Source organism: Bacteroides sp. NSJ-39 (genome assembly GCF_014287315.1).
GTDB lineage: Bacteria > Bacteroidota > Bacteroidia > Bacteroidales > Bacteroidaceae > Bacteroides > Bacteroides finegoldii.
On record NZ_JACOOB010000002.1, the window covers coordinates 40,112 to 59,619 of the forward strand.

Genomic DNA, 19,508 nt, shown 5'->3' on the forward strand with positions numbered 1-19,508 from the left:
AATGGATATTCAAAAGATACGTGAGGATTTTCCGATCTTGAGCCGTACGGTTTATGGTAAGCCTTTGGTTTATTTCGACAACGGTGCGACGACGCAGAAGCCTCGTCTGGTGGTCGATTCGTTGGTAGATGAATATTACTCCGTGAATGCAAATGTACATCGCGGCGTACATTATCTTTCTCAACAGGCTACGGAACTGCATGAAGCTTCTCGTGAGACGGTACGTCAGTTTATTAATGCCCGTACTACTAACGAAGTGATCTTCACTCGGGGAACAACGGAAAGCATTAACCTGCTTGTCTCCAGTTTCGGTGATGAATTTATGGAAGAAGGAGATGAAGTTATCCTTTCGGTGATGGAACATCACAGCAATATCGTTCCCTGGCAGTTGTTGGCAGCCCGCAAAGGTATTGCCATCAAAGTAATCCCGATGAACGATAAAGGTGAGCTATTGTTGGATGAATATGAGAAACTCTTCTCCGAACGTACTAAAATTGTCAGTGTAGTCCAGGTTTCCAATGTCTTGGGCACTGTGAATCCGGTCAAGGAGATGATTGCGACAGCACATGCCCATGGTGTGCCTTTCCTGGTAGATGCTGCCCAGTCCATTCCTCACATGAAGGTGGACGTGCAGGATTTGGGAGCCGATTTTCTAGTGTTCTCTGCCCATAAGATATACGGACCGACAGGAGTCGGCGTGCTATATGGAAAAGAAGAGTGGTTGGACCGTCTGCCGCCTTATCAAGGAGGAGGAGAGATGATTCAGCATGTCTCTTTCGAGAAAACGACGTTCAATGAACTTCCTTTCAAATTTGAAGCCGGCACACCGGATTATATCGGTACGACCGGATTGGCGAAAGCCCTTGATTATGTGAACGGTATCGGCATGGAACGGATTGCGGATCACGAACATGAACTGACTAATTACGCTTTGCGACGATTGAAGGAAATTCCCGATATGCGTATATTCGGTGAAGCTTCCGACAGGGGAGCTGTAATTTCTTTCCTGGTAGGTAATATTCATCACTTTGACTTAGGGACGTTATTAGACCGTTTGGGTATCGCTGTCCGCACAGGACATCATTGTGCACAACCTTTGATGCAGCGACTTGGCATTGAAGGTACCGTCAGAGCTTCGTTTGCTATGTACAATACGAAAGCTGAAGTAGATGCATTGGTGGCAGGAATCGAACGTGTCAGCCGTATGTTTTAGTCCATAAAACAAAATAGTCTCATATATTAAATCGCTGTTCCTTGAAGGAATGGCGATTTTTTTATTCTTTAACTAAAAAAAGTTCCCTCCGAGTGCAGTTATTTGGAGTTTGATGCGTCTAATATATAAAACGAATATTTGGAGGGTCGTGAGACTATGCTTATATTATAAATTCTCTCTCTTTAACATTAATGGCAGCTATATCGTAAAATACATACGGTATAGCTGCAACTTTTTCATGGATACTGCTATTCATCCCTTTTTGATTTTCTTTCTTTTTTACTTGCTTTTTTCGATTGATTTCCATATTTTTAGCGATTGTAAACCCTTTAATAATTTTGGATCTATGGATGACATTCTTTTCTGGCTGGTTCCGGTCGCTTCCGTGTTGGCCCTCTGTTTTGCCTATTACTTTCATAAGCAAATGATGAAAGAGAGTGAGGGTACACCTCAAATGATAAAGATAGCTGCTGCTGTGCGCAAGGGAGCTATGTCTTATTTGAAACAACAGTACAAAATAGTAGGTTGCGTATTCTTGGGATTGGTGATTTTGTTTTCGATTATGGCATACGGCTTTCACGTACAAAACGCATGGGTTCCCATTGCCTTCCTGACAGGTGGTTTCTTCTCCGGTCTTTCCGGTTTTCTTGGAATGAAAACGGCTACTTACGCTTCGGCACGTACCGCTAATGCAGCTCGCAATTCACTGAATGCGGGGTTAAGAATCGCTTTCCGGAGCGGTGCGGTGATGGGGCTCGTAGTTGTCGGTCTAGGTTTACTTGATATTTCCTTTTGGTATCTGTTGCTGAATGCGGTGATTCCTGCTGATGCACTGACACCTACTCATAAACTCTGTGTGATTACCACTACCATGCTTACTTTTGGGATGGGAGCTTCGACGCAGGCGCTTTTTGCCCGTGTGGGCGGAGGTATCTATACGAAGGCTGCCGATGTCGGGGCTGACCTGGTAGGTAAGGTAGAAGCCGGAATCCCGGAGGATGATCCTCGTAATCCGGCTACCATTGCCGATAATGTCGGTGACAATGTCGGTGATGTGGCAGGTATGGGAGCTGATTTATACGAATCCTATTGCGGCTCTATTCTGGCAACGGCTGCGCTGGGTGCTGCCGCCTTTATCCATTCGGCGGATACGGCAATGCAGTTTAAGGCAGTGATTGCGCCTATGCTGATTGCAGCTGTCGGAATCATTCTTTCTATTATAGGTATATTCGCTGTCCGTACTAAAGAGAATGCGACGATGAAAGATTTGCTTGGCTCATTGGCATTTGGGACAAATCTTAGTTCGGTACTTATTGTTGTTGCCACTTTTTTGATACTATGGCTTTTGCAGTTGGATAATTGGATTTTGATTTCCTGTGCCGTAGTAGTCGGCCTGCTGGTCGGCATTGTCATCGGACGTTCTACGGAATATTACACCTCCCAATCCTATCGTCCTACACAAAAGTTGAGCGAGAGCGGTAAGACGGGACCGGCAACTGTCATTATTTCCGGTATAGGGTTGGGTATGCTTTCTACAGCAATTCCCGTAATTGCTGTGGTGGTTGGTATCATTGCTTCTTATCTGCTGGCTTCCGGTGGTGATTTCACTAATGTCGGAATGGGATTGTACGGAATCGGCATTGCGGCTGTCGGCATGCTTTCTACGTTGGGCATTACGTTGGCGACCGATGCTTACGGTCCGATTGCGGATAATGCAGGTGGTAATGCCGAGATGTCCGGATTGGGTGCTGAGGTCCGTAAGCGTACTGATGCGCTCGACTCGTTGGGAAATACGACTGCGGCTACCGGTAAAGGTTTTGCGATAGGTTCTGCGGCACTGACCGGCTTGGCTTTGCTGGCTTCTTATATTGAAGAAATACGCATCGGCTTGACACGTCTTGGAAGCGTGGAGCTTACTTTCCCGGATGGTGGAACTGTCAGTGTGGCAAATGCCACATTTGTAGATTTCATGAATTATTATGAAGTAAACCTGATGAACCCGAAAGTTCTTTCAGGCATGTTCCTTGGCTCGATGATGGCTTTCCTGTTCTGTGGACTGACAATGAATGCTGTTGGGCGTGCGGCGGGACACATGGTAGATGAGGTGCGTCGGCAGTTCCGTGAGATTAAAGGTATTCTGACGGGAGAGGCGGAGCCGGATTACGAACGTTGTGTTGCCATCTCTACGAAAGGCGCTCAACGGGAAATGGTTGTTCCCTCCTTGATTGCCATTATCGCTCCTATCTTTACCGGGCTCATCTTTGGCGTTCCCGGTGTGCTTGGGTTGTTGATTGGCGGTTTAAGTAGTGGCTTTGTATTGGCTATTTTTATGGCTAATGCCGGAGGAGCATGGGATAACGCAAAGAAATATGTGGAAGAAGGTAACTTCGGTGGAAAGGGAAGTGAGGTTCACAAGGCGACGGTAGTGGGTGACACGGTGGGTGACCCCTTTAAGGATACGTCCGGTCCGAGCTTGAATATTCTGATAAAGCTTATGAGTATGGTAGCTATTGTGATGGCAGGGCTTACTGTTGCTTGGAGCTTATTCTAAAAAGTGAGAAATAAGGAAGAAAAAGGAGGCGAAATACGGTCTCCTTTTTTATTTCGTTTAATTTTGCAGCTAAATAAAAACGATAAAGATGTTATTACCTTATTTAAATGAGAATCTGATTGAAGCAGGATGCGATGAGACCGGTCGTGGCTGCCTGGCGGGAGCGGTATATGCTGCTGCGGTTATTCTTCCGGGAGATTTTAAGAATGAGTTGTTGAATGATTCCAAACAACTGACGGAAAAACAGCGTTACGCATTGCGTGAGGTCATACAACGGGAAGCGGTGGCTTGGGCGGTTGGTGTTGTCTCACCGGAAGAAATTGATGAGATAAATATTTTGCGCGCTTCTTTCCTGGCCATGCATCGTGCCGTTGATCAATTAGCTGTTCGTCCCCAACATTTGCTAATCGATGGAAACCGTTTTAATAAATATCCCGGCATTCCTCATACAACGATTGTGAAAGGGGATGGAAAGTATCTTTCAATAGCGGCCGCATCTATATTGGCAAAGACATACAGAGATGATTATATGAATCGTCTTCATGAGGAGTTCCCTTATTATGATTGGGATCACAATAAAGGTTACCCGACTAAAAAGCACCGCGCGGCTATTGCCGAACGGGGAACGACTCCTTACCATCGGATGACCTTCAATTTGTTGGGAGATGGACAACTGACTTTAGGTTTTTAAATCAGTTTGGGCTTCTTCTATTCTCATCCGTTCTACATTTTTTTGCAGAATAGACACGTTTTTGTTATATATAACCGCAAAAATGTTCTGTTTAGGCTGAAAAACTGTTGGTTAATGCTTTTATTTGTTATTGAAATACTATATATTTGCAAACAATAACAAGAATTAAAAAGTATAAAATCATGGCAACGAACAAGCTACTTTCTTTTATGAAGCTCATTGGGATGACCTTCATTATGACAATTATTACTCTTCCTGCGAATGCGCAGTTCTTACGTACTTCTTATTTTATGGAAGGTACACACTATCGTCAGCAATTGAATCCCGCTTTGACACCGACGAAAGGATTTATTAATCTTCCGGTGATAGGTGCCGTCAATGCAACGGTTGGTTCTACTTCATTAGGTTATCAGGATATTATTGATATTATAGACGACGGTGGTGATTTTTATACCAAACCAGATTTCATGAACCGTTTGAAAGATAATAATACGCTGAATGTGAATTTCAGTACTGAAATCCTTTCTGCTGGATGGTATAAAGGAAAGAACTTCTGGTCATTCAATATTGGTCTTCGTACAGATATTGGTGCTAATTTGACCAAATCAATGTTTACGTTCCTAAATCAGATGGAGACAATAGAAGACAATTGGAGAAATAGCAACTATGATATTAGTGGGCAGCAATTGAATATCAATGCTTATACAGAAATAGGTTTAGGACTTTCCCGCCAGATTAATAGTCGTTTGACTGTTGGTGCTAGAGTAAAGGCTTTATTAGGTATTGGTAATATGGAATTGAAGCTTAATAGAATAGCAATGAGTGCTAATCTACCTACTGACCAACAAATAAATGAATGGTCTAATGATAGCTATTGGAGTGGCTCTTTGGGGGAGATTGAAACAAAAGCTAAAGACTTGAAAGCAAAGTTTGATAACTATCATGCAAACCTCACTGTTGGTGCCGAGCTTAAGAGTTCTTTCAAAGGTTTAGAATTAAAAGAAGAAGAGGGTAAAGATTATGTAACTGATTTTGACTTTGATAGTGGAAATTTAGGTATAGCTGGTTATGGTTTTGGTATTGATTTAGGTGCGTCTTATAAAATTCTGGATAATTTGACTGTATCTGCTTCTATTCTCGATTTAGGTTTTATTTCTTGGTCTAAATCAAGTACAAAGATTGCATCTGCTAATCCGGATCCAATCAATATTAAAGGAAGTACTTATGCAGATATGATTAATATAACTGACCCACAAAATAGTGTTAAGGGTGCATTGAATCAGCTACAGAGTGATACTGAAAATTATATGGATCTTGTGACGCAAGGTGATGTGCTTAACTATGATATGTTGCAGCTCGAAGTAGGTGAAGCTAAAGAATCTCGGAAATCTCGTCTTGCTTCTACTTTAGTATTAGGTGCAGAATACGGTTTCTTCAATAATAAATTGGCTGTTGGTGTATTGTCAACAACTCGTTTTGTACAACCAGATGCCCTTACTGAATTGACATTGTCAGCAAACTATCGTCCGAAGAGTTGGTTTAACGTAGCGCTTAGTTATTCGGCTATTCAGTCAGCAGGTAAGTCTTTCGGACTTGGTTTGAAATTGGGACCGATCTTTCTTGGAACAGACTATATGTTCTTAGGAAAGAACTCAAACTCAGTTAATGGGTTTATCGGAGTTTCTATTCCATTGAATAAAAGAAAAGCTTGCTGTAAACAAGGATAAAAAATAATTTCTCTCTCTAAACATTCTCTTTTTATTAATTTCTCTAGAAGAAAAAACGTATAATGTGCAGCTTGTCGCTTATGGTTTATATAAGATGACAAGCTGTTTTTATTTTGCAGGTTTGGACAACATCAATTATGTGGAGTAGTATTCCATACAATAGGTTCTGAGTTGAATTTAGAACCATTTGATTTTCCGGAATATCACGAACGCCAATGTTGACAATCCGATGGAGAAGAGCACAATCAGCGAGAAAGCGAAAGGCACTTCTTCCAAGTGGATATCCACATTCATGCCATAGAAGCTGGCGATCAATGTCGGGAGCATTAATACAATGGATAAACTGGTCATGCGTTTCATGATTGTATTCACATTGTTCGAGATGATGGAAGCGAAAGCGTCCATTGTGCCTGTAAGGATATCACTGTAAATATTGACGGTATTGAGTGCCTGTTTCAATTCAATAATAACATCCTCTACCAATTCCTTGTCCAGGTAATCCGTGTCTTGGAAAATCGTTTTCAGTTTGCCGATCATCACTTCATTGCCCCGTATGGAAGTATTGAAATAAACCAGTGTTTTCTGCAATCGCATCAGGCGAAGCAGGTCCTCATTACGGATACTGCGTTCCAATTCCTTTTCCGCAGCACTGATGTCCAGATTTATCTGTTTCAGATATTTCAGAAACCATACGGCAGAAGAATAGATAAGCCGTAAAATCAAATCCAACTTATTGCGGACAATGATACCTTTCCGGCGGGTATGCTCGATAAAGTCCGGCAGCAAATCAGTGTTGTAATAACAGACGGATACAATGATTTCATTATTGGTGATAATGCCGATGGGGACGGTGCCGAAAGGCAGATTCTCGTTTTGCTTGTTCTGCACCGGGATGCGCAGAATGGTGAGCAGCCAATTTCCCTCCGTGTCCGTGCGCGGGCGTTCGTCGGTATCGGCAATATCATCAAGAAATGATTCGGGAACATTTAGTGTTTTAGTCAGAAATTCAAAGTCATCATTGTTCGGGCATACTACGTTGACCCAGCTATTCGGCAGCCATTGTGCTTTTTCCACAAAGCCGGCCTCGCAATAAAGATACGTTCTCATCTTAATTGTCTCCTTTCGTTGTTTAGTACGAGCAGAGACATCGGATATTAATGACTCTGTTCGCTTTAATTAATACTAGTTGTGCACGTTCGCGGGTTTGAATCGTCCATATTTCTATGATTTTAATTTAAAAGCGTTGCAAAGGTAAAGAAAATAGTTGGATTGCCCGTTGATAATCAACTGGCTTAACATAGATTAAGCGTCATCGTAACCATCTTTTTTGTACCTTTGCGCCCGAAAATCAGAGTGATAATTTAAATATTGAAATATTATGAGTAAGAAAGCCCTTTTAATGATCCTCGACGGTTGGGGACTAGGTGACCAAAAGAAAGACGACGTAATCTTCAACACTCCCACTCCTTATTGGGATTATCTGATGAACACTTATCCTCACTCGCAGCTCCAGGCAAGCGGTGAAAATGTAGGTTTGCCCGACGGACAGATGGGTAACTCTGAGGTAGGACACTTGAATATCGGTGCAGGACGCGTAGTTTATCAGGACTTGGTGAAAATCAACCGTGCGTGCGCTGACAATAGTATTCTGAAAAATCCGGAAATCATTTCGGCTTTCTCTTATGCAAAGGAAAACGGAAAGAATGTGCATTTCATGGGACTGACTTCCAACGGTGGCGTACATAGCTCACTTGTTCACCTTTTCAAACTTTGCGATATCGCTAAGGAATATAATATCGACAATACATTCATCCATTGCTTCATGGACGGTCGTGATACAGACCCGAAGAGCGGTAAGGGATTTATTGAGGAACTGTCTGCTCATTGTGAGAAATCGGCAGGAAAGATCGCTTCCATCATCGGCCGTTATTACGCAATGGACCGTGACAAACGTTGGGAACGTGTAAAAGAAGCATACGATCTGTTGGTGAACGGTGAAGGAAAGAAAGCAACCGATATGGTTCAGGCAATGCAGGAATCTTACGATGAAGGTGTGACGGACGAATTTATCAAGCCGATTGTAAATGCCAATGTCGACGGAACAATCAAAGAAGGTGACGTGGTAATCTTCTTCAACTATCGTAACGACCGTGCCAAAGAGCTGACCGTTGTGTTGACTCAGCAGGATATGCCGGAAGCAGGTATGCACACCATTCCGGGATTGCAATATTACTGTATGACTCCGTATGACGCTTCTTTCAAAGGTGTACATATCCTGTTCGACAAAGAAAATGTGGCTAACACTTTGGGTGAGTATCTTTCTGCTAAGGGTATGAGCCAGCTTCATATCGCTGAGACGGAAAAGTATGCTCACGTGACGTTCTTCTTCAACGGTGGACGTGAAACTCCGTTTGACAAGGAAGACCGTATCCTCGTTCCGTCTCCGAAAGTAGCTACTTACGACTTGAAACCGGAAATGAGCGCTTACGAAGTAAAAGATAAACTGGTGGCTGCTATCAACGAAAACAAATATGATTTCATCGTAGTGAACTTCGCCAACGGTGATATGGTAGGCCATACGGGTATTTACGAAGCTATCGAGAAAGCTGTTGTTGCTGTAGACGCTTGTGTGAAAGATGTGATCGAAGCTGCTAAAGCACAGGATTACGAAGCAATCATCATTGCCGATCATGGTAATGCTGACCACGCTTTGAATGAGGACGGTACTCCAAACACGGCTCACTCTCTGAATCCCGTTCCTTGTGTTTACGTGACAGAGAATAAGGCTGCGAAAGTAGAGAACGGCCGTCTGGCTGATGTCGCTCCGACTATCCTGAAGATTATGGGATTGGAAGTTCCGGCTGAGATGGACGGTAGCGTGTTGATTAAGTAATTTAGATTTTTATAATTGGGAGGGCGGGGTAGAACTCCGCCTTTTTTGTCTGATATAAATATTGCAAATGATACAGATTGATGATGTAGTTGTATCGCTGGATGTGCTTCGGGAAAAGTTCCTTTGTAATCTGGACGCTTGTAAAGGTGAATGTTGCATTGAGGGAGATGCAGGGGCACCTGTAGAGTTGGAGGAAGTGGAGAAACTGGAAGAAGTGTTGCCGGTTATTTGGGATGAGCTGGCACCCGAAGCCCGTGCGATAATAGAAAAGCAAGGAGTGGTATATACGGATGAAGAAGGAGATCTGGTGACCTCTATTGTTAATAATAAAGACTGTGTCTTTACTTGTTATGATGAGAAGGGATGTTGCTACTGCGCTATTGAAAAAGCCTATCGTGAAGGAAAAACAGATTTCTATAAACCGGTATCCTGCCATCTTTATCCTATCCGTATCGGAGATTACGGACCTTACAAGGCTGTCAATTATCATCGTTGGGATGTATGCAAGGCGGCAGTGTTGCTAGGTAAAAAGGAAAACCTCCCGGTTTATCGGTTCCTGAAAGAGCCTTTGATCCGTAAGTTCGGGGAGGAATGGTATAAAGAACTGGAAATAGCGGTTGAGGAACTGAAAAAACAACATCTTCTCTGATTCTCGGTTCCACGGGATAGTAAGATGAAAAGAAAAACGCCTGCTGTGAGATTACTCTCCGGCAGGCGTTTCCTCGTTGTAAGATGTGAGGTTGGTTTATAAAAACGTAATATGACAACTATGCATCGATATTTGCATATGTTGCGTTCTCTTCAATAAATTCGCGGCGCGGACCTACGTCTTCACCCATTAGCATGGAGAAGATATAATCGGCTTCCGCTGCATTATCTATATTTACTTGTTTCAGCATACGGTTTTCGGGGTCCATAGTCGTACTCCATAGCTGTTCCGCATTCATCTCACCCAAACCTTTGTATCGTTGGATGTGTACGGCGCTTTCGGAACCACCGCCGTAAGTGTCGATGAAATTCTGAAGCTGCGCGTCTGTCCAGCAATATTCTTTTACCTTGCCTTTCGTACAAAGGTAGAGCGGAGGAGTAGCAATGTACAGGTATCCGTTCTGAATGATTTGAGGCATATAGCGGAAGAAGAAAGTCATAATCAATGTGTCGATGTGAGAACCATCGACGTCGGCATCGGTCATGATGATAATCTTGTGATAACGCAGCTTTTCGATATTTGCTTCTTTGCTGTCATCTTCCGTTCCGATTGTTACCCCTAATGCGGTATATATATTACGGATTTCCTCGCTTTCCAAAGCTTTGTGGTACATGGCTTTCTCCACATTCAGAATCTTACCGCGTAGCGGGAGGATGGCTTGGAACATACGGTTACGACCTTGTTTGGCAGTACCGCCTGCCGAATCTCCCTCGACAAGGAACAGTTCGCATTTAGACGGATCTTTGTCCGAACAGTCGGCCAGTTTGCCCGGCAGACCGCCTCCGGACATCGGAGACTTGCGTTGTACCATTTCACGGGCTTTTCTTGCAGCGTGACGGGCGGTAGCGGCTAAAATCACCTTGTCAACAATTGTTTTGGCCTCTTTCGGATGTTCTTCCAAATAGTAGGATAACACTTCACCTACCGCTTGGTCTACAGCACCCATTACTTCGTTGTTACCCAACTTCGTCTTGGTCTGTCCCTCAAATTGAGGTTCGGCTACTTTTACAGAAATAACAGCGGTCAAACCTTCGCGGAAGTCATCTCCCGAGATTTCCACCTTCACCTTTTCCAGCATTTTGCTGTCTTCGGCGTATTTCTTCAATGTACGGGTTAATGCGCGGCGGAAACCGGCCAGGTGCGTACCACCTTCGATGGTGTTGATATTATTAACGTATGAGTGAACGTTTTCGGAGAATCCGGTATTGTACATGATGGCCACTTCAATAGGAATTCCCTGCTTCTCTGAATTGAGATAAATAACGTCGTTTATCAAGTGTTCGCGAGAAGACTCGATGAAGCGTACAAACTCTCTCAGACCTTCTTCCGAATAGAATTGCTCGCTTTTGAAGCTGCCGTCTTCATTTACCACGCGGCGGTCGGTCAGTGAGATGCGTAGTCCTGCATTCAAGTAGGCCAATTCGCGCAGACGTGAAGCCAATATTTTGTAGTCATACACCGTTTCCGTGAAAATGCTGCCATCCGGCCAGAATTGTTGGCGGGTACCGGTAATGTCGGAAGTGCCGACTTCTTTTACAGAATAAAGTGGTTTACCTATTTCATACTCCTGCTGGTAAATCTTACCACCCCGGAATACTTGAGTAGTCATGTGTGTGGACAATGCGTTCACACAAGACATACCTACACCGTGCAGACCTCCGGATACTTTGTAGGAACCTTTATCGAACTTACCTCCGGCATGCAGTACGGTCATGGCTACTTCCAATGCCGACTTCTTTTCTTTCTCGTGATAGTCTACCGGAATACCGCGTCCGTTGTCCTGTACTGTGATTGAGTTGTCTTCGTTGATTGTCACCTCTATGTGCGTACAGTATCCTGCCAACGCTTCGTCGATGGAGTTATCGACAATTTCGTATACTAAGTGGTGAAGTCCCTTTACGCTGATGTCACCGATGTACATCGCAGGGCGTTTTCTTACTGCTTCGAGACCTTCCAATACCTGGATACTATCCGCAGAATAAGACCCGTTATTGGGAGTGATTTGTTCTTCGCTCATAATTGCCTTTCTAACTTTAATAACAGAGCAAATATAGTGAAATTTGTCGACTTGACGAAGAATAAACCGTGAAAAATTAAGAATGGAGGAGGATTCTCCGTTTTCTTGGGTGAACTGGTATATAGGTAATTATAAACAAGAAAGGCCGAACTTAAAAGTTCAGCCTGGTGCTATATAGAATTATTGAATTCTTCTTATTAAGCGAGCTTGTTGATGTAAATAGCCAACTTAGATTTCAGATTGTTAGCTTTGTTTTTGTGAATCACATTTGTTTTAGCCAACTTATCCAACATCTTTGTAATGCCCGGATACATTGCAACTGCTTCTGCTTTATCAGTAGTTGCGCGAAGCTTTCTAACAGCGTTTCTCATGGTCTTGCCATAATATCTGTTGTGAAGTCTTCTAGTCTCTTCTTGTCTGATTCTTTTCAGTGATGATTTATGATTTGCCATCTCGACTAATCTGTTTTTTTTAGTTCGTTTATTCTTTTAACTTGTAGCCCGTGGGGGAATCGAACCCCCCTTTCAAGAATGAAAATCTTGCGTCCTAACCGATAGACGAACGGGCCATCCTGTGTTGCATTTCTGCTTTTGCTTTCTCGAATCTGTGTTTGTTTCTCGATTGCGGATGCAAAGGTAGGAACTTTTTTGAAACTGACAAACAATTTGCTGAAAAAAATAGCATAAATTTTCCGGTTGTCTTCTTTTGTCTTTCTTTTCTTTCTGATATTCAATTAATTATACTTCTCTGTTTCTCGTGAAAAAACTTCATTTTTCCTTTTGCCAATATCGGATGTACTTTTGCCTATACCTTATTATATATAAAGGGCGCTCTTTTCCTCTTCCTTCTCTCTGCGAACGGAATCGCTTATTTTCTTTTATTCGGCAGTCAACGGGATTCTTATTTAGAAGATTTTTTGTAGTTTTGTTCCGGAATGGAAATTTGTGATTGGTTATGCTGCAAAAAACGAAAGGAATCGTTCTTCATACATTAAAGTATAATGATACTTCTATCATTGTAGATATATATACGGAGCTTTCCGGCAGGGCTTCTTTTCTTGTGGCAGTTCCCCGTTCACGAAAAGCAGCGGTGAAATCCGTTCTTTTCCAGCCGTTGTCTTTTATTGAATTTGAGGCGGATTACAGACCGAATGCGACTCTTTATCGGGTGAAAGAGGCGAAATCCTTTTATCCTTTTTCTTCCATTCCCTATGATCCTTATAAATCTGCGATGGCACTTTTTCTATCGGAATTCCTTTATCGGGCTATTCGGGAGGAGGCTGAGAACCGTCCGCTGTTTGCTTATTTGCAGCATTCCATCATTTGGCTGGATGAGTGCAGGGAAGGATTCTCTAATTTCCATCTTGTTTTTCTAATGCGTCTTTCCCGTTTTTTGGGCCTTTATCCCAATCTGGAAGACTATCATGCCGGTGATTACTTCGATTTGCTGAATGCTTGTTTTACTTCTACTCGTCCCCAACTGCATTCATCCTATATCAATCCTGAAGATGCGGGACGTCTTCGGCAATTGATGCGTATGAATTATGAGACTATGCATCTTTTCGGTATGAGTCGTGCCGAACGTACTCGTTGTCTGACGACTATCAATGATTATTATAGTCTGCATTTGCCGGACTTCCCGGTATTGAAATCATTAGAAGTGTTGAAAGAACTGTTTGATTAGCTCCTTTCGGCTGATAGGCACTGATTTAGTAGATGAAAGAAGTAGGGATACAATGTGTTTATTCCCTGCATTGTTCATATTGGATACCGATATAGATGGTTTGTCATGGCTGTGGTGACTTCTTCCCACGGCTGTGACGAGATCCTACCACAACCATGACGAGATCTCGTCACGGCCGTGACGAATTAACTATGCCGGTGTTTTAACAGAACAATGTCGGTAGTTTTATAAACTTATGCCAGTGCTTTGATAGATGAATGCCGGTACTTGAAGGATGATGAGAGACGTTTTGAGGAAATGATGAGAGATACTGGGAGAAATGATGAGAGATAACTCATCGTGAGTTATCTCTCATAAAGTATATTGCTGATATTTAATCTTTTATCTCTGATTTATGAGAGATCGAAAGTAAAAAAAACTTCTCAGTAGAGAGTGGGTGAATTATCCCAAAAGCTCTTTTACTTTTGCTGAGATGGCACGGCCTTCGGCAAGTCCTGCCAATTTCTTGGAAGCTACTCCCATTACTTTACCCATGTCTTTTCCGCTGGTGGCACCCACTTCGGCAATGATTTCCTTTAATGCCGCTTCCAGTTCTTCGGCAGACATTTGTTTCGGCAGATACTTCTCCATAACGGCTACCTGTCCTAGCTCTGCGTCAGCCAAGTCCTGACGGCCTTGTCCGATATAGATCTCGGCAGAGTCCTTTCCTTGTTTTACGAGTTTCTGGATGATTTTAAGTGCCGTGTCATCTGTCAGTGTATCGTTAGCTCCCGGAGCAGTCTTTGCTTCAAGGAAAAACTTCTTAACGTTTCTCAAAGTCTCTAAGGCTACTTTGTCCTTTGCCTTCATTGCGTTTTTTATGTCTTCGCTGACTTTATCAAATAAATCCATACTATTATAATTAAAAATTAAAGATTAAAAATTATAACTGAAGCCTGATTCTGCGAGTTTATAATCTTCGTTTTTAGTTCTTTGTTTAGAACGTAATCACGCCATTCTCGTCTGTTGCTTCTTCCGTTGTGACTTCTTCCTCCAAAGCGGCTTTGGTCCGTATCTTGGTGAGGGTTGTCTTATCGCGCATATATGTGGGAGAATCCTCTACCATAGCGATGATGTCGTCGTTGTCCAGGTCTTCCATATTGAAGAGGTAGATGTGTCGACGTTTGCGCAGGCTCTTGCTTCCGATATTGCTGGCGCTTTCTCCGTATGCTTTGCGGATGCGTTCTTTGTTTTTCTCTTTTTCTTCTTCCAGTTGCAGTTGGCGTTCCTCTTCTTCCTGGCTGCGCGCAGCGTGCAGGCTGTCCATGCCGGGAACATCCTCTACTCCGAATCCGGTTGCAAGTACGGTAATCTTCACTTTTGTTTCCAAAGAGTTGTCGATGGCAACACCCCAGATAACCTCCACACCTTCGCGGAACTTACTCATGAATTCATGTATCTCGTTCATCTCTTCCATCATCAATTCGGATGACGGACAGAAAGAAACGTTCAACATTACCTTTTTGGCGTTGAAGATATCGTTGTTGTTGAGTAGCGGAGAATGCAGCGCATCATCGATTGCTTTGGTTACCCGATTTTCTCCTTCACCGAATCCGGTACTCATGATGGCTACTCCACCATCTTTCAAGATAGTCTTCACATCGGCAAAGTCCAGATTGACCGTACCGCGCATGGTGATAATCTCGGCAATACTTTTGGCAGCGATGGAGAGTGTATCATCGGCCTTGCCGAATGCATTCATAAAGGTAAGGTCGGCATATATTTCGCGCAAGCGTTCGTTGTTGATAACCAATAAAGCGTCAACGTGTTGAGCGATACGTTCCACGCCGTCCAACGCTTGGATAATTTTCTTTTCCCCTTCGAAGATAAAGGGGATGGTAACGATACCGACTGTCAGAATATCCATCTCCTTTGCGATGCGGGCAATGACAGGGGCTGCGCCGGTTCCTGTTCCACCACCCATTCCGGCAGTGATGAATACCATCTTGGTGCCGTCGTTCAGTTGGTTTCTAATGTCTTCTATACTTTCTTCGGCGGCATCGCGTGCCCGTTCGGGACGGTTGCCGGCCCCAAGACCTTGTGTGATGCTACGGCCCAGTTGCAGTTTCACCGGAACCGGTGATTCGGCCAATGCCTGGTTGTCCGTGTTGCAAAGAACGAACGTTACATCATGAATACCTTCCCGGTACATGTGGTTTACAGCGTTGCCACCACCACCACCTACGCCAATCACTTTGATGATCTTCGGTGAATCTGTCGGGAAATCGAATTGTACTATCTCGTCCATAATCTTATGCTAATTACTAGTTACTATTTACAAATTACAAGCTATGTCTCCGGAAGTTATTTCATTTCATCATCTTCATTGAAGATGTTGGTCATTTCCTCAATCGTTTTCTTCATTTTTGTTGTGAACCAACCGGGCTTAGCTTCTCTTTTCCGCCTTTCTTTCTCCTCCTTTTCTTTCTGTTTGCGAAGTTTCTCGGCTTCTTTGGCAGCCAGTTTGGCTTCTCGTTCCTCTTCCTCTTTCTTGAGTCGGGCGATGCGGGCCTGTTCTTTCAAATCTTGGTCGTTTTCGAACATATCGGCTGTCTTGAGAACTTCCGCTTCCGGTTTAGGAGTGGCCGGAGCAGGTTGAGAAACAGTTTCTATCAGGCAGCAATTCTGGTTCCCTTCAAACAGAAGTCCGAATAACGTATTCTGCGAGCCGTCTTTTTTCAGGATATCACTAGGGGCATGAACGGTATTGCGTGGAAGTCTTGCCATTCTGATTTTCTCTATTTTGCTACGTTTGCGCAACATCTCTTCCAGGTTCTTTAGGTTGGTAGCTCCTCCTGTCATGATAATTCCTGCCAGCAGTTTGTCGTCAAAGCCGGAGAGTTGTATCTGATTCCATACATTGGCGATGATTTCTTCGGCACGGGCTTCGATGATATTGTTGAGGTCGGCTACTTTAATGATACGGCTGTCATCGTCCAGTTTGCAAGTAGCCTCTTCTTGTTCGGGCTCTTCTTCATAAAGAGCGTCACCGTAGGTTTTCTTCAAACGTTCTGCTTCTTCCTCTTCCATCTGCAAGGTGGTGATGTCTCGTGTGATACTGTTACCTCCTAGTGGCAGTACAGTCAGGAAGCGGAGGATATTGTTTTTGTAAACGGAGATGGTAGTCGTATCTGCACCGAAGTCGACCAAAGCACAGCCCGAACGGCGTTCGCTTTCTGTCAATACCGCGTTGGCTGTCACGAGCGGGGCAATCAGTTGTTCGGCTATATCTATTTTTGCCTGTTGGAAGCAATGCTCCAAATTCTTCCGCACGGAAGCACGGGCGACAATATTGAGGAAACGGCCTTCGATATGGCTTCCTACCAGACCCACCGGATTGGCTTGCAGGTTATTTCCCACTTTATATTCCTGTGGCGCTACGTCCAGTATGTCCATATCTACCACCGGGATGGCGATGTTCTCGTCGCCGATAGCACTGACAAGTTCCTCCGATATGATGGCTTCTTCTTCCAGATCGCGACTTACCACGTTGCGTACTGTGCGAAGTGATTGGCCGCCAATACCTACATATACTTTAGCAATTGAGTTTTTCAACTCACCTTCCAGTCTGTTGATGATAGAAGTCAGACTTTGTGCCGTCTTGTCCAGGTTAAAGATAACTCCTTTACGGATGAACGTAGAAGAGTCTTCCTGTGCATACGCCAGTATCTGCATACTTCCGTCACTGTTCTTTCTTCCGGCCACACCGGTTATCTTCGATGAACCAAGTTCAATAGCGGCGATAAATTCTGTTGTTGCCATCTCTTTATTTACTATTTAATTGTTTACAGTTTACTATTTGGAGAGATCTGTCACTTATATCTCATCACTTATCACTCATCGTTCTCTTTTCGTACAGATAATCTGATTGCTGAATTCAAGGTTGATGCGTGAATATTTGTTCCAGCCTACCTTATTGAGCCCTTTCTTATAGAATTCTTTCAGGCGTGCCAGTTTGTCTTCAAAGTCATCCAGTTTGCCGAGATAGACAAGGTGGTCTCCCACACGTGGCACTAATTCGATATTGCGGTCGGGCAATACATGAATCTGTTCTATCTGCGCATCCCAGAACTTATTGTTATGCAAAAATACACCAAACTTATATAAATCCTTCATTGCAAACGACTTTTCTACGTTTCCGGTGACAATTACCCGGTGAGCGACGCATTTTGCATCGGGAGGCATGACGGTTCCTTTGTTGTCAAGGTAGTAATTCTCACCGTTGGCGCTCATTACCCGTAAGATGGGAATGCGTTGTGTCACTTCCACGCAGACTTTGCCGCTAGGAGTCTTGTAGCATTCTGCTTCGTCAATCAACGGGTGTTTACTCAGTTCCCGTTCCAGTGACTTGGTAGAGATGCGTCCCATCTTTTTCCCGATGGGGTAGATGCCTTTTTTCTGAAGGATGCCTTTCAGTTCGTCTTTAGTGATGAAACCGGCATAAGCGGTATCCTTGATAACTAATTCCATGTCACGGCAGGTCTGGTCGGCAGGCTTGCGGTTGAAGGCGCTGACAGCTACGACCAGGTAGGCTATGAGCACCAACATGACGATGGACAGAAGGATTCTCTTTACCATAAATTATTAATCATTCTTCCTTTCCAGTATTTTCTTTATCTCGGGGACATAGTTGTCTATATCTCCTGCTCCCAAAGTTATTAATACTTCAATGTTTTTATCTTTCAGAATGTTCAGTATATCTTCCTTTTTGCACATACTTTTTTCGATACCGGGACGGAGATTGTCGTAAATCAGCCGGCTGGTAACTCCCGGAATCGGGGCTTCGCGTGCCGGATAGATATCTACCAGAATCACTTCGTCAAGCAGCGACAGGCTGTCGGCAAAGTCTTGATAGAAATCGCGCGTACGGGTATAAAGGTGTGGCTGGAAGATAGCTGTGATTTTCTTGTCTTTGTAAAGCTCCCGCATCGACAGTACACTCTGCTTGATTTCTGAAGGGTGATGGGCATAGTCGCTCAGGAAGACTATCCGGTCGTTCTTGATCTTAAAGTCGAACCGGCGGTCTACTCCCCGAAAACTAGCCATGCCTCTTTTAATCTCTTCATCGGTTACTCCGTTCAGGTGTGCCAATGCCATAGCGGCTACGCCATTTTCTATGTTGATACTCACGGGCACTCCGAGTTGGATATCATTGATACGGGTATCCGGCGCCACAAAGTCTATAAATATCTCTCCGTTTCCGATGCGGATATTCTCTGCATGGAAGTCGCCCTCGTCACGTGAATAGGTGTAAACGCGTACACCGGGTTGCACTTTGGGCTGTAGTGAGATGCCTTTGCGGATGATCAATGCGCCGCCCGGCTGGATGAGGGTTGTGTAATGTTCGAAACTTTCCAGATAAGCTGCTTCTGTTCCGTAAATATCCAAGTGATCCGGATCGGTAGCTGTAATGACAGACATAAACGGGGACAGCCAATGGAAGGAACGGTCGAATTCGTCGGCTTCGATTACCGTGTAAGGGCTTTTCTGTGAAAGCAAGAGGTTTGTTCCGTAATTTTTCGAGATTCCTCCGAGAAAGGCGGTACATTCTACGTGTGACTGATGGAGCAGATGTGCCGTCATGGTGGATGTAGTGGTCTTTCCATGAGTACCGGCTACACACAAGCCTTTGCTCGAATGTGTAATCGTTCCCAATACTTGAGCGCGTTTTTGTATCTCGAATCCGTTGTTGCGGAAGTAAACCAGTTCTTCGTGTTCCTGTGGGACGGCGGGGGTGAATACGACGAGCGTACTTTCTTTGTCTTTACAAGCTTCCGGAATCAAATCCACATTTTCTTCGTAATGTATCTGCGCGCCTTCGGCAATCAGAGCTTCAGTCAATGGAGTGGGAGTACGGTCATATCCGGCTACTACCTTGCCTTTGAAGAGGAAGTAGCGTACAAGGGCACTCATACCGATACCGCCGGCACCTACGAAATAAACTGATTTTATAGTTTCGATATTCATTTCTTCTATCTTTAGTAT

Annotated in this window: 16 protein-coding genes and 1 tRNA gene; 7 read left to right on the forward strand and 10 right to left on the reverse strand. The window is 43.9% G+C overall.

Annotation, left to right across the window (positions count from 1 at the left end; all coding sequences use genetic code 11):
* Position 1 precedes the first annotated feature (1 nt).
* Positions 2-1,213, forward strand: coding sequence for a cysteine desulfurase (locus tag H8S63_RS03010; protein ID WP_022276254.1), 1,212 nt, complete (start codon positions 2-4; stop codon positions 1,211-1,213).
* Between the two features lie 160 nt (positions 1,214-1,373).
* Here H8S63_RS03010 and H8S63_RS19910 read toward each other — a convergent pair whose 3' ends face one another.
* Entirely contained in the window at positions 1,374-1,520 is a 147-nt protein-coding gene (locus H8S63_RS19910) for a hypothetical protein (RefSeq protein WP_229091039.1), read from the reverse strand.
* 39 nt (positions 1,521-1,559) lie between these two features.
* Between H8S63_RS19910 and H8S63_RS03020 the strand changes: the two genes are divergently transcribed.
* From H8S63_RS03020 to H8S63_RS03030, 3 genes are all read left to right on the forward strand, one after another.
* Positions 1,560-3,764, forward strand: a complete 2,205-nt coding sequence (locus tag H8S63_RS03020; protein WP_007763251.1) for a sodium-translocating pyrophosphatase — start codon at positions 1,560-1,562, stop codon at positions 3,762-3,764.
* 88 nt (positions 3,765-3,852) lie between these two features.
* Positions 3,853-4,455 (forward strand): ribonuclease HII, encoded by a 603-nt coding sequence (locus H8S63_RS03025; protein ID WP_186925699.1) that lies wholly within the window; start codon positions 3,853-3,855, stop codon positions 4,453-4,455.
* A gap of 182 nt (positions 4,456-4,637) precedes the next feature.
* The gene (locus H8S63_RS03030) at positions 4,638-6,182 is read left to right on the forward strand and encodes a DUF5723 family protein (RefSeq protein WP_186925700.1); all 1,545 of its coding nucleotides are present in this window, start codon (positions 4,638-4,640) and stop codon (positions 6,180-6,182) included.
* Positions 6,183-6,359: 177 nt separating this feature from the next.
* Here the strand turns inward: H8S63_RS03030 and H8S63_RS03035 are convergent, their stop codons facing one another.
* Positions 6,360-7,289: a magnesium transporter CorA family protein gene (locus H8S63_RS03035; RefSeq protein WP_007763262.1), complete on the reverse strand. Its 930-nt coding sequence runs from the start codon at positions 7,287-7,289 to the stop codon at positions 6,360-6,362.
* Between the two features lie 271 nt (positions 7,290-7,560).
* Here H8S63_RS03035 and gpmI point away from each other — a divergent pair, with 271 nt between their 5' ends.
* Together gpmI and H8S63_RS03045 are read left to right on the forward strand one after the other, a co-directional pair.
* Positions 7,561-9,075 carry a 2,3-bisphosphoglycerate-independent phosphoglycerate mutase gene (gpmI, locus tag H8S63_RS03040; RefSeq protein WP_007756490.1) on the forward strand — a complete coding sequence of 505 codons (1,515 nt, stop codon included), beginning with the start codon at positions 7,561-7,563 and terminating at the stop codon, positions 9,073-9,075.
* Positions 9,076-9,142: 67 nt separating this feature from the next.
* Positions 9,143-9,724 (forward strand): DUF3109 family protein, encoded by a 582-nt coding sequence (locus H8S63_RS03045; RefSeq protein WP_007756492.1) that lies wholly within the window; start codon positions 9,143-9,145, stop codon positions 9,722-9,724.
* Between the two features lie 118 nt (positions 9,725-9,842).
* Here the strand turns inward: H8S63_RS03045 and gyrB are convergent, their stop codons facing one another.
* The 3 genes from gyrB to H8S63_RS03060 all read right to left on the reverse strand — a co-directional run bounded on the left by gyrB (position 9,843) and on the right by H8S63_RS03060 (position 12,369).
* Complete coding sequence (gyrB, locus tag H8S63_RS03050; protein WP_007756494.1) at positions 9,843-11,801, reverse strand: DNA topoisomerase (ATP-hydrolyzing) subunit B; 1,959 nt, start codon at positions 11,799-11,801, stop codon at positions 9,843-9,845.
* A gap of 197 nt (positions 11,802-11,998) precedes the next feature.
* Complete coding sequence (gene rpsT / locus H8S63_RS03055; RefSeq protein WP_007756504.1) at positions 11,999-12,253, reverse strand: 30S ribosomal protein S20; 255 nt, start codon at positions 12,251-12,253, stop codon at positions 11,999-12,001.
* A 44-nt stretch (positions 12,254-12,297) separates the two neighbouring features.
* A tRNA-Glu gene (locus H8S63_RS03060) sits at positions 12,298-12,369 on the reverse strand.
* 386 nt (positions 12,370-12,755) lie between these two features.
* On the opposite strand from H8S63_RS03060, the gene recO reads away from it, so the two are divergent.
* Positions 12,756-13,484 (forward strand): DNA repair protein RecO, encoded by a 729-nt coding sequence (gene recO / locus H8S63_RS03065; RefSeq protein WP_007763269.1) that lies wholly within the window; start codon positions 12,756-12,758, stop codon positions 13,482-13,484.
* Positions 13,485-13,925: 441 nt separating this feature from the next.
* On the opposite strand, the gene H8S63_RS03070 is transcribed toward recO, so the two are convergent.
* The 5 genes from H8S63_RS03070 to murC all read right to left on the reverse strand — a co-directional run bounded on the left by H8S63_RS03070 (position 13,926) and on the right by murC (position 19,490).
* Positions 13,926-14,375, reverse strand: a complete 450-nt coding sequence (locus H8S63_RS03070) for a GatB/YqeY domain-containing protein (protein WP_186925701.1) — start codon at positions 14,373-14,375, stop codon at positions 13,926-13,928.
* Between the two features lie 85 nt (positions 14,376-14,460).
* Complete coding sequence (gene ftsZ / locus H8S63_RS03075) at positions 14,461-15,771, reverse strand: cell division protein FtsZ (RefSeq protein WP_007756514.1); 1,311 nt, start codon at positions 15,769-15,771, stop codon at positions 14,461-14,463.
* Between the two features lie 56 nt (positions 15,772-15,827).
* The gene (ftsA, locus tag H8S63_RS03080; RefSeq protein ID WP_186925702.1) at positions 15,828-17,285 is read right to left on the reverse strand and encodes a cell division protein FtsA; all 1,458 of its coding nucleotides are present in this window, start codon (positions 17,283-17,285) and stop codon (positions 15,828-15,830) included.
* A 75-nt stretch (positions 17,286-17,360) separates the two neighbouring features.
* Entirely contained in the window at positions 17,361-18,101 is a 741-nt protein-coding gene (locus H8S63_RS03085) for a cell division protein FtsQ/DivIB (RefSeq protein ID WP_007756519.1), read from the reverse strand.
* Positions 18,102-18,107: 6 nt separating this feature from the next.
* Positions 18,108-19,490, reverse strand: a complete 1,383-nt coding sequence (gene murC, locus H8S63_RS03090) for a UDP-N-acetylmuramate--L-alanine ligase (RefSeq protein WP_007756520.1) — start codon at positions 19,488-19,490, stop codon at positions 18,108-18,110.
* Between the last annotated feature and the right edge of the window lie 18 nt (positions 19,491-19,508).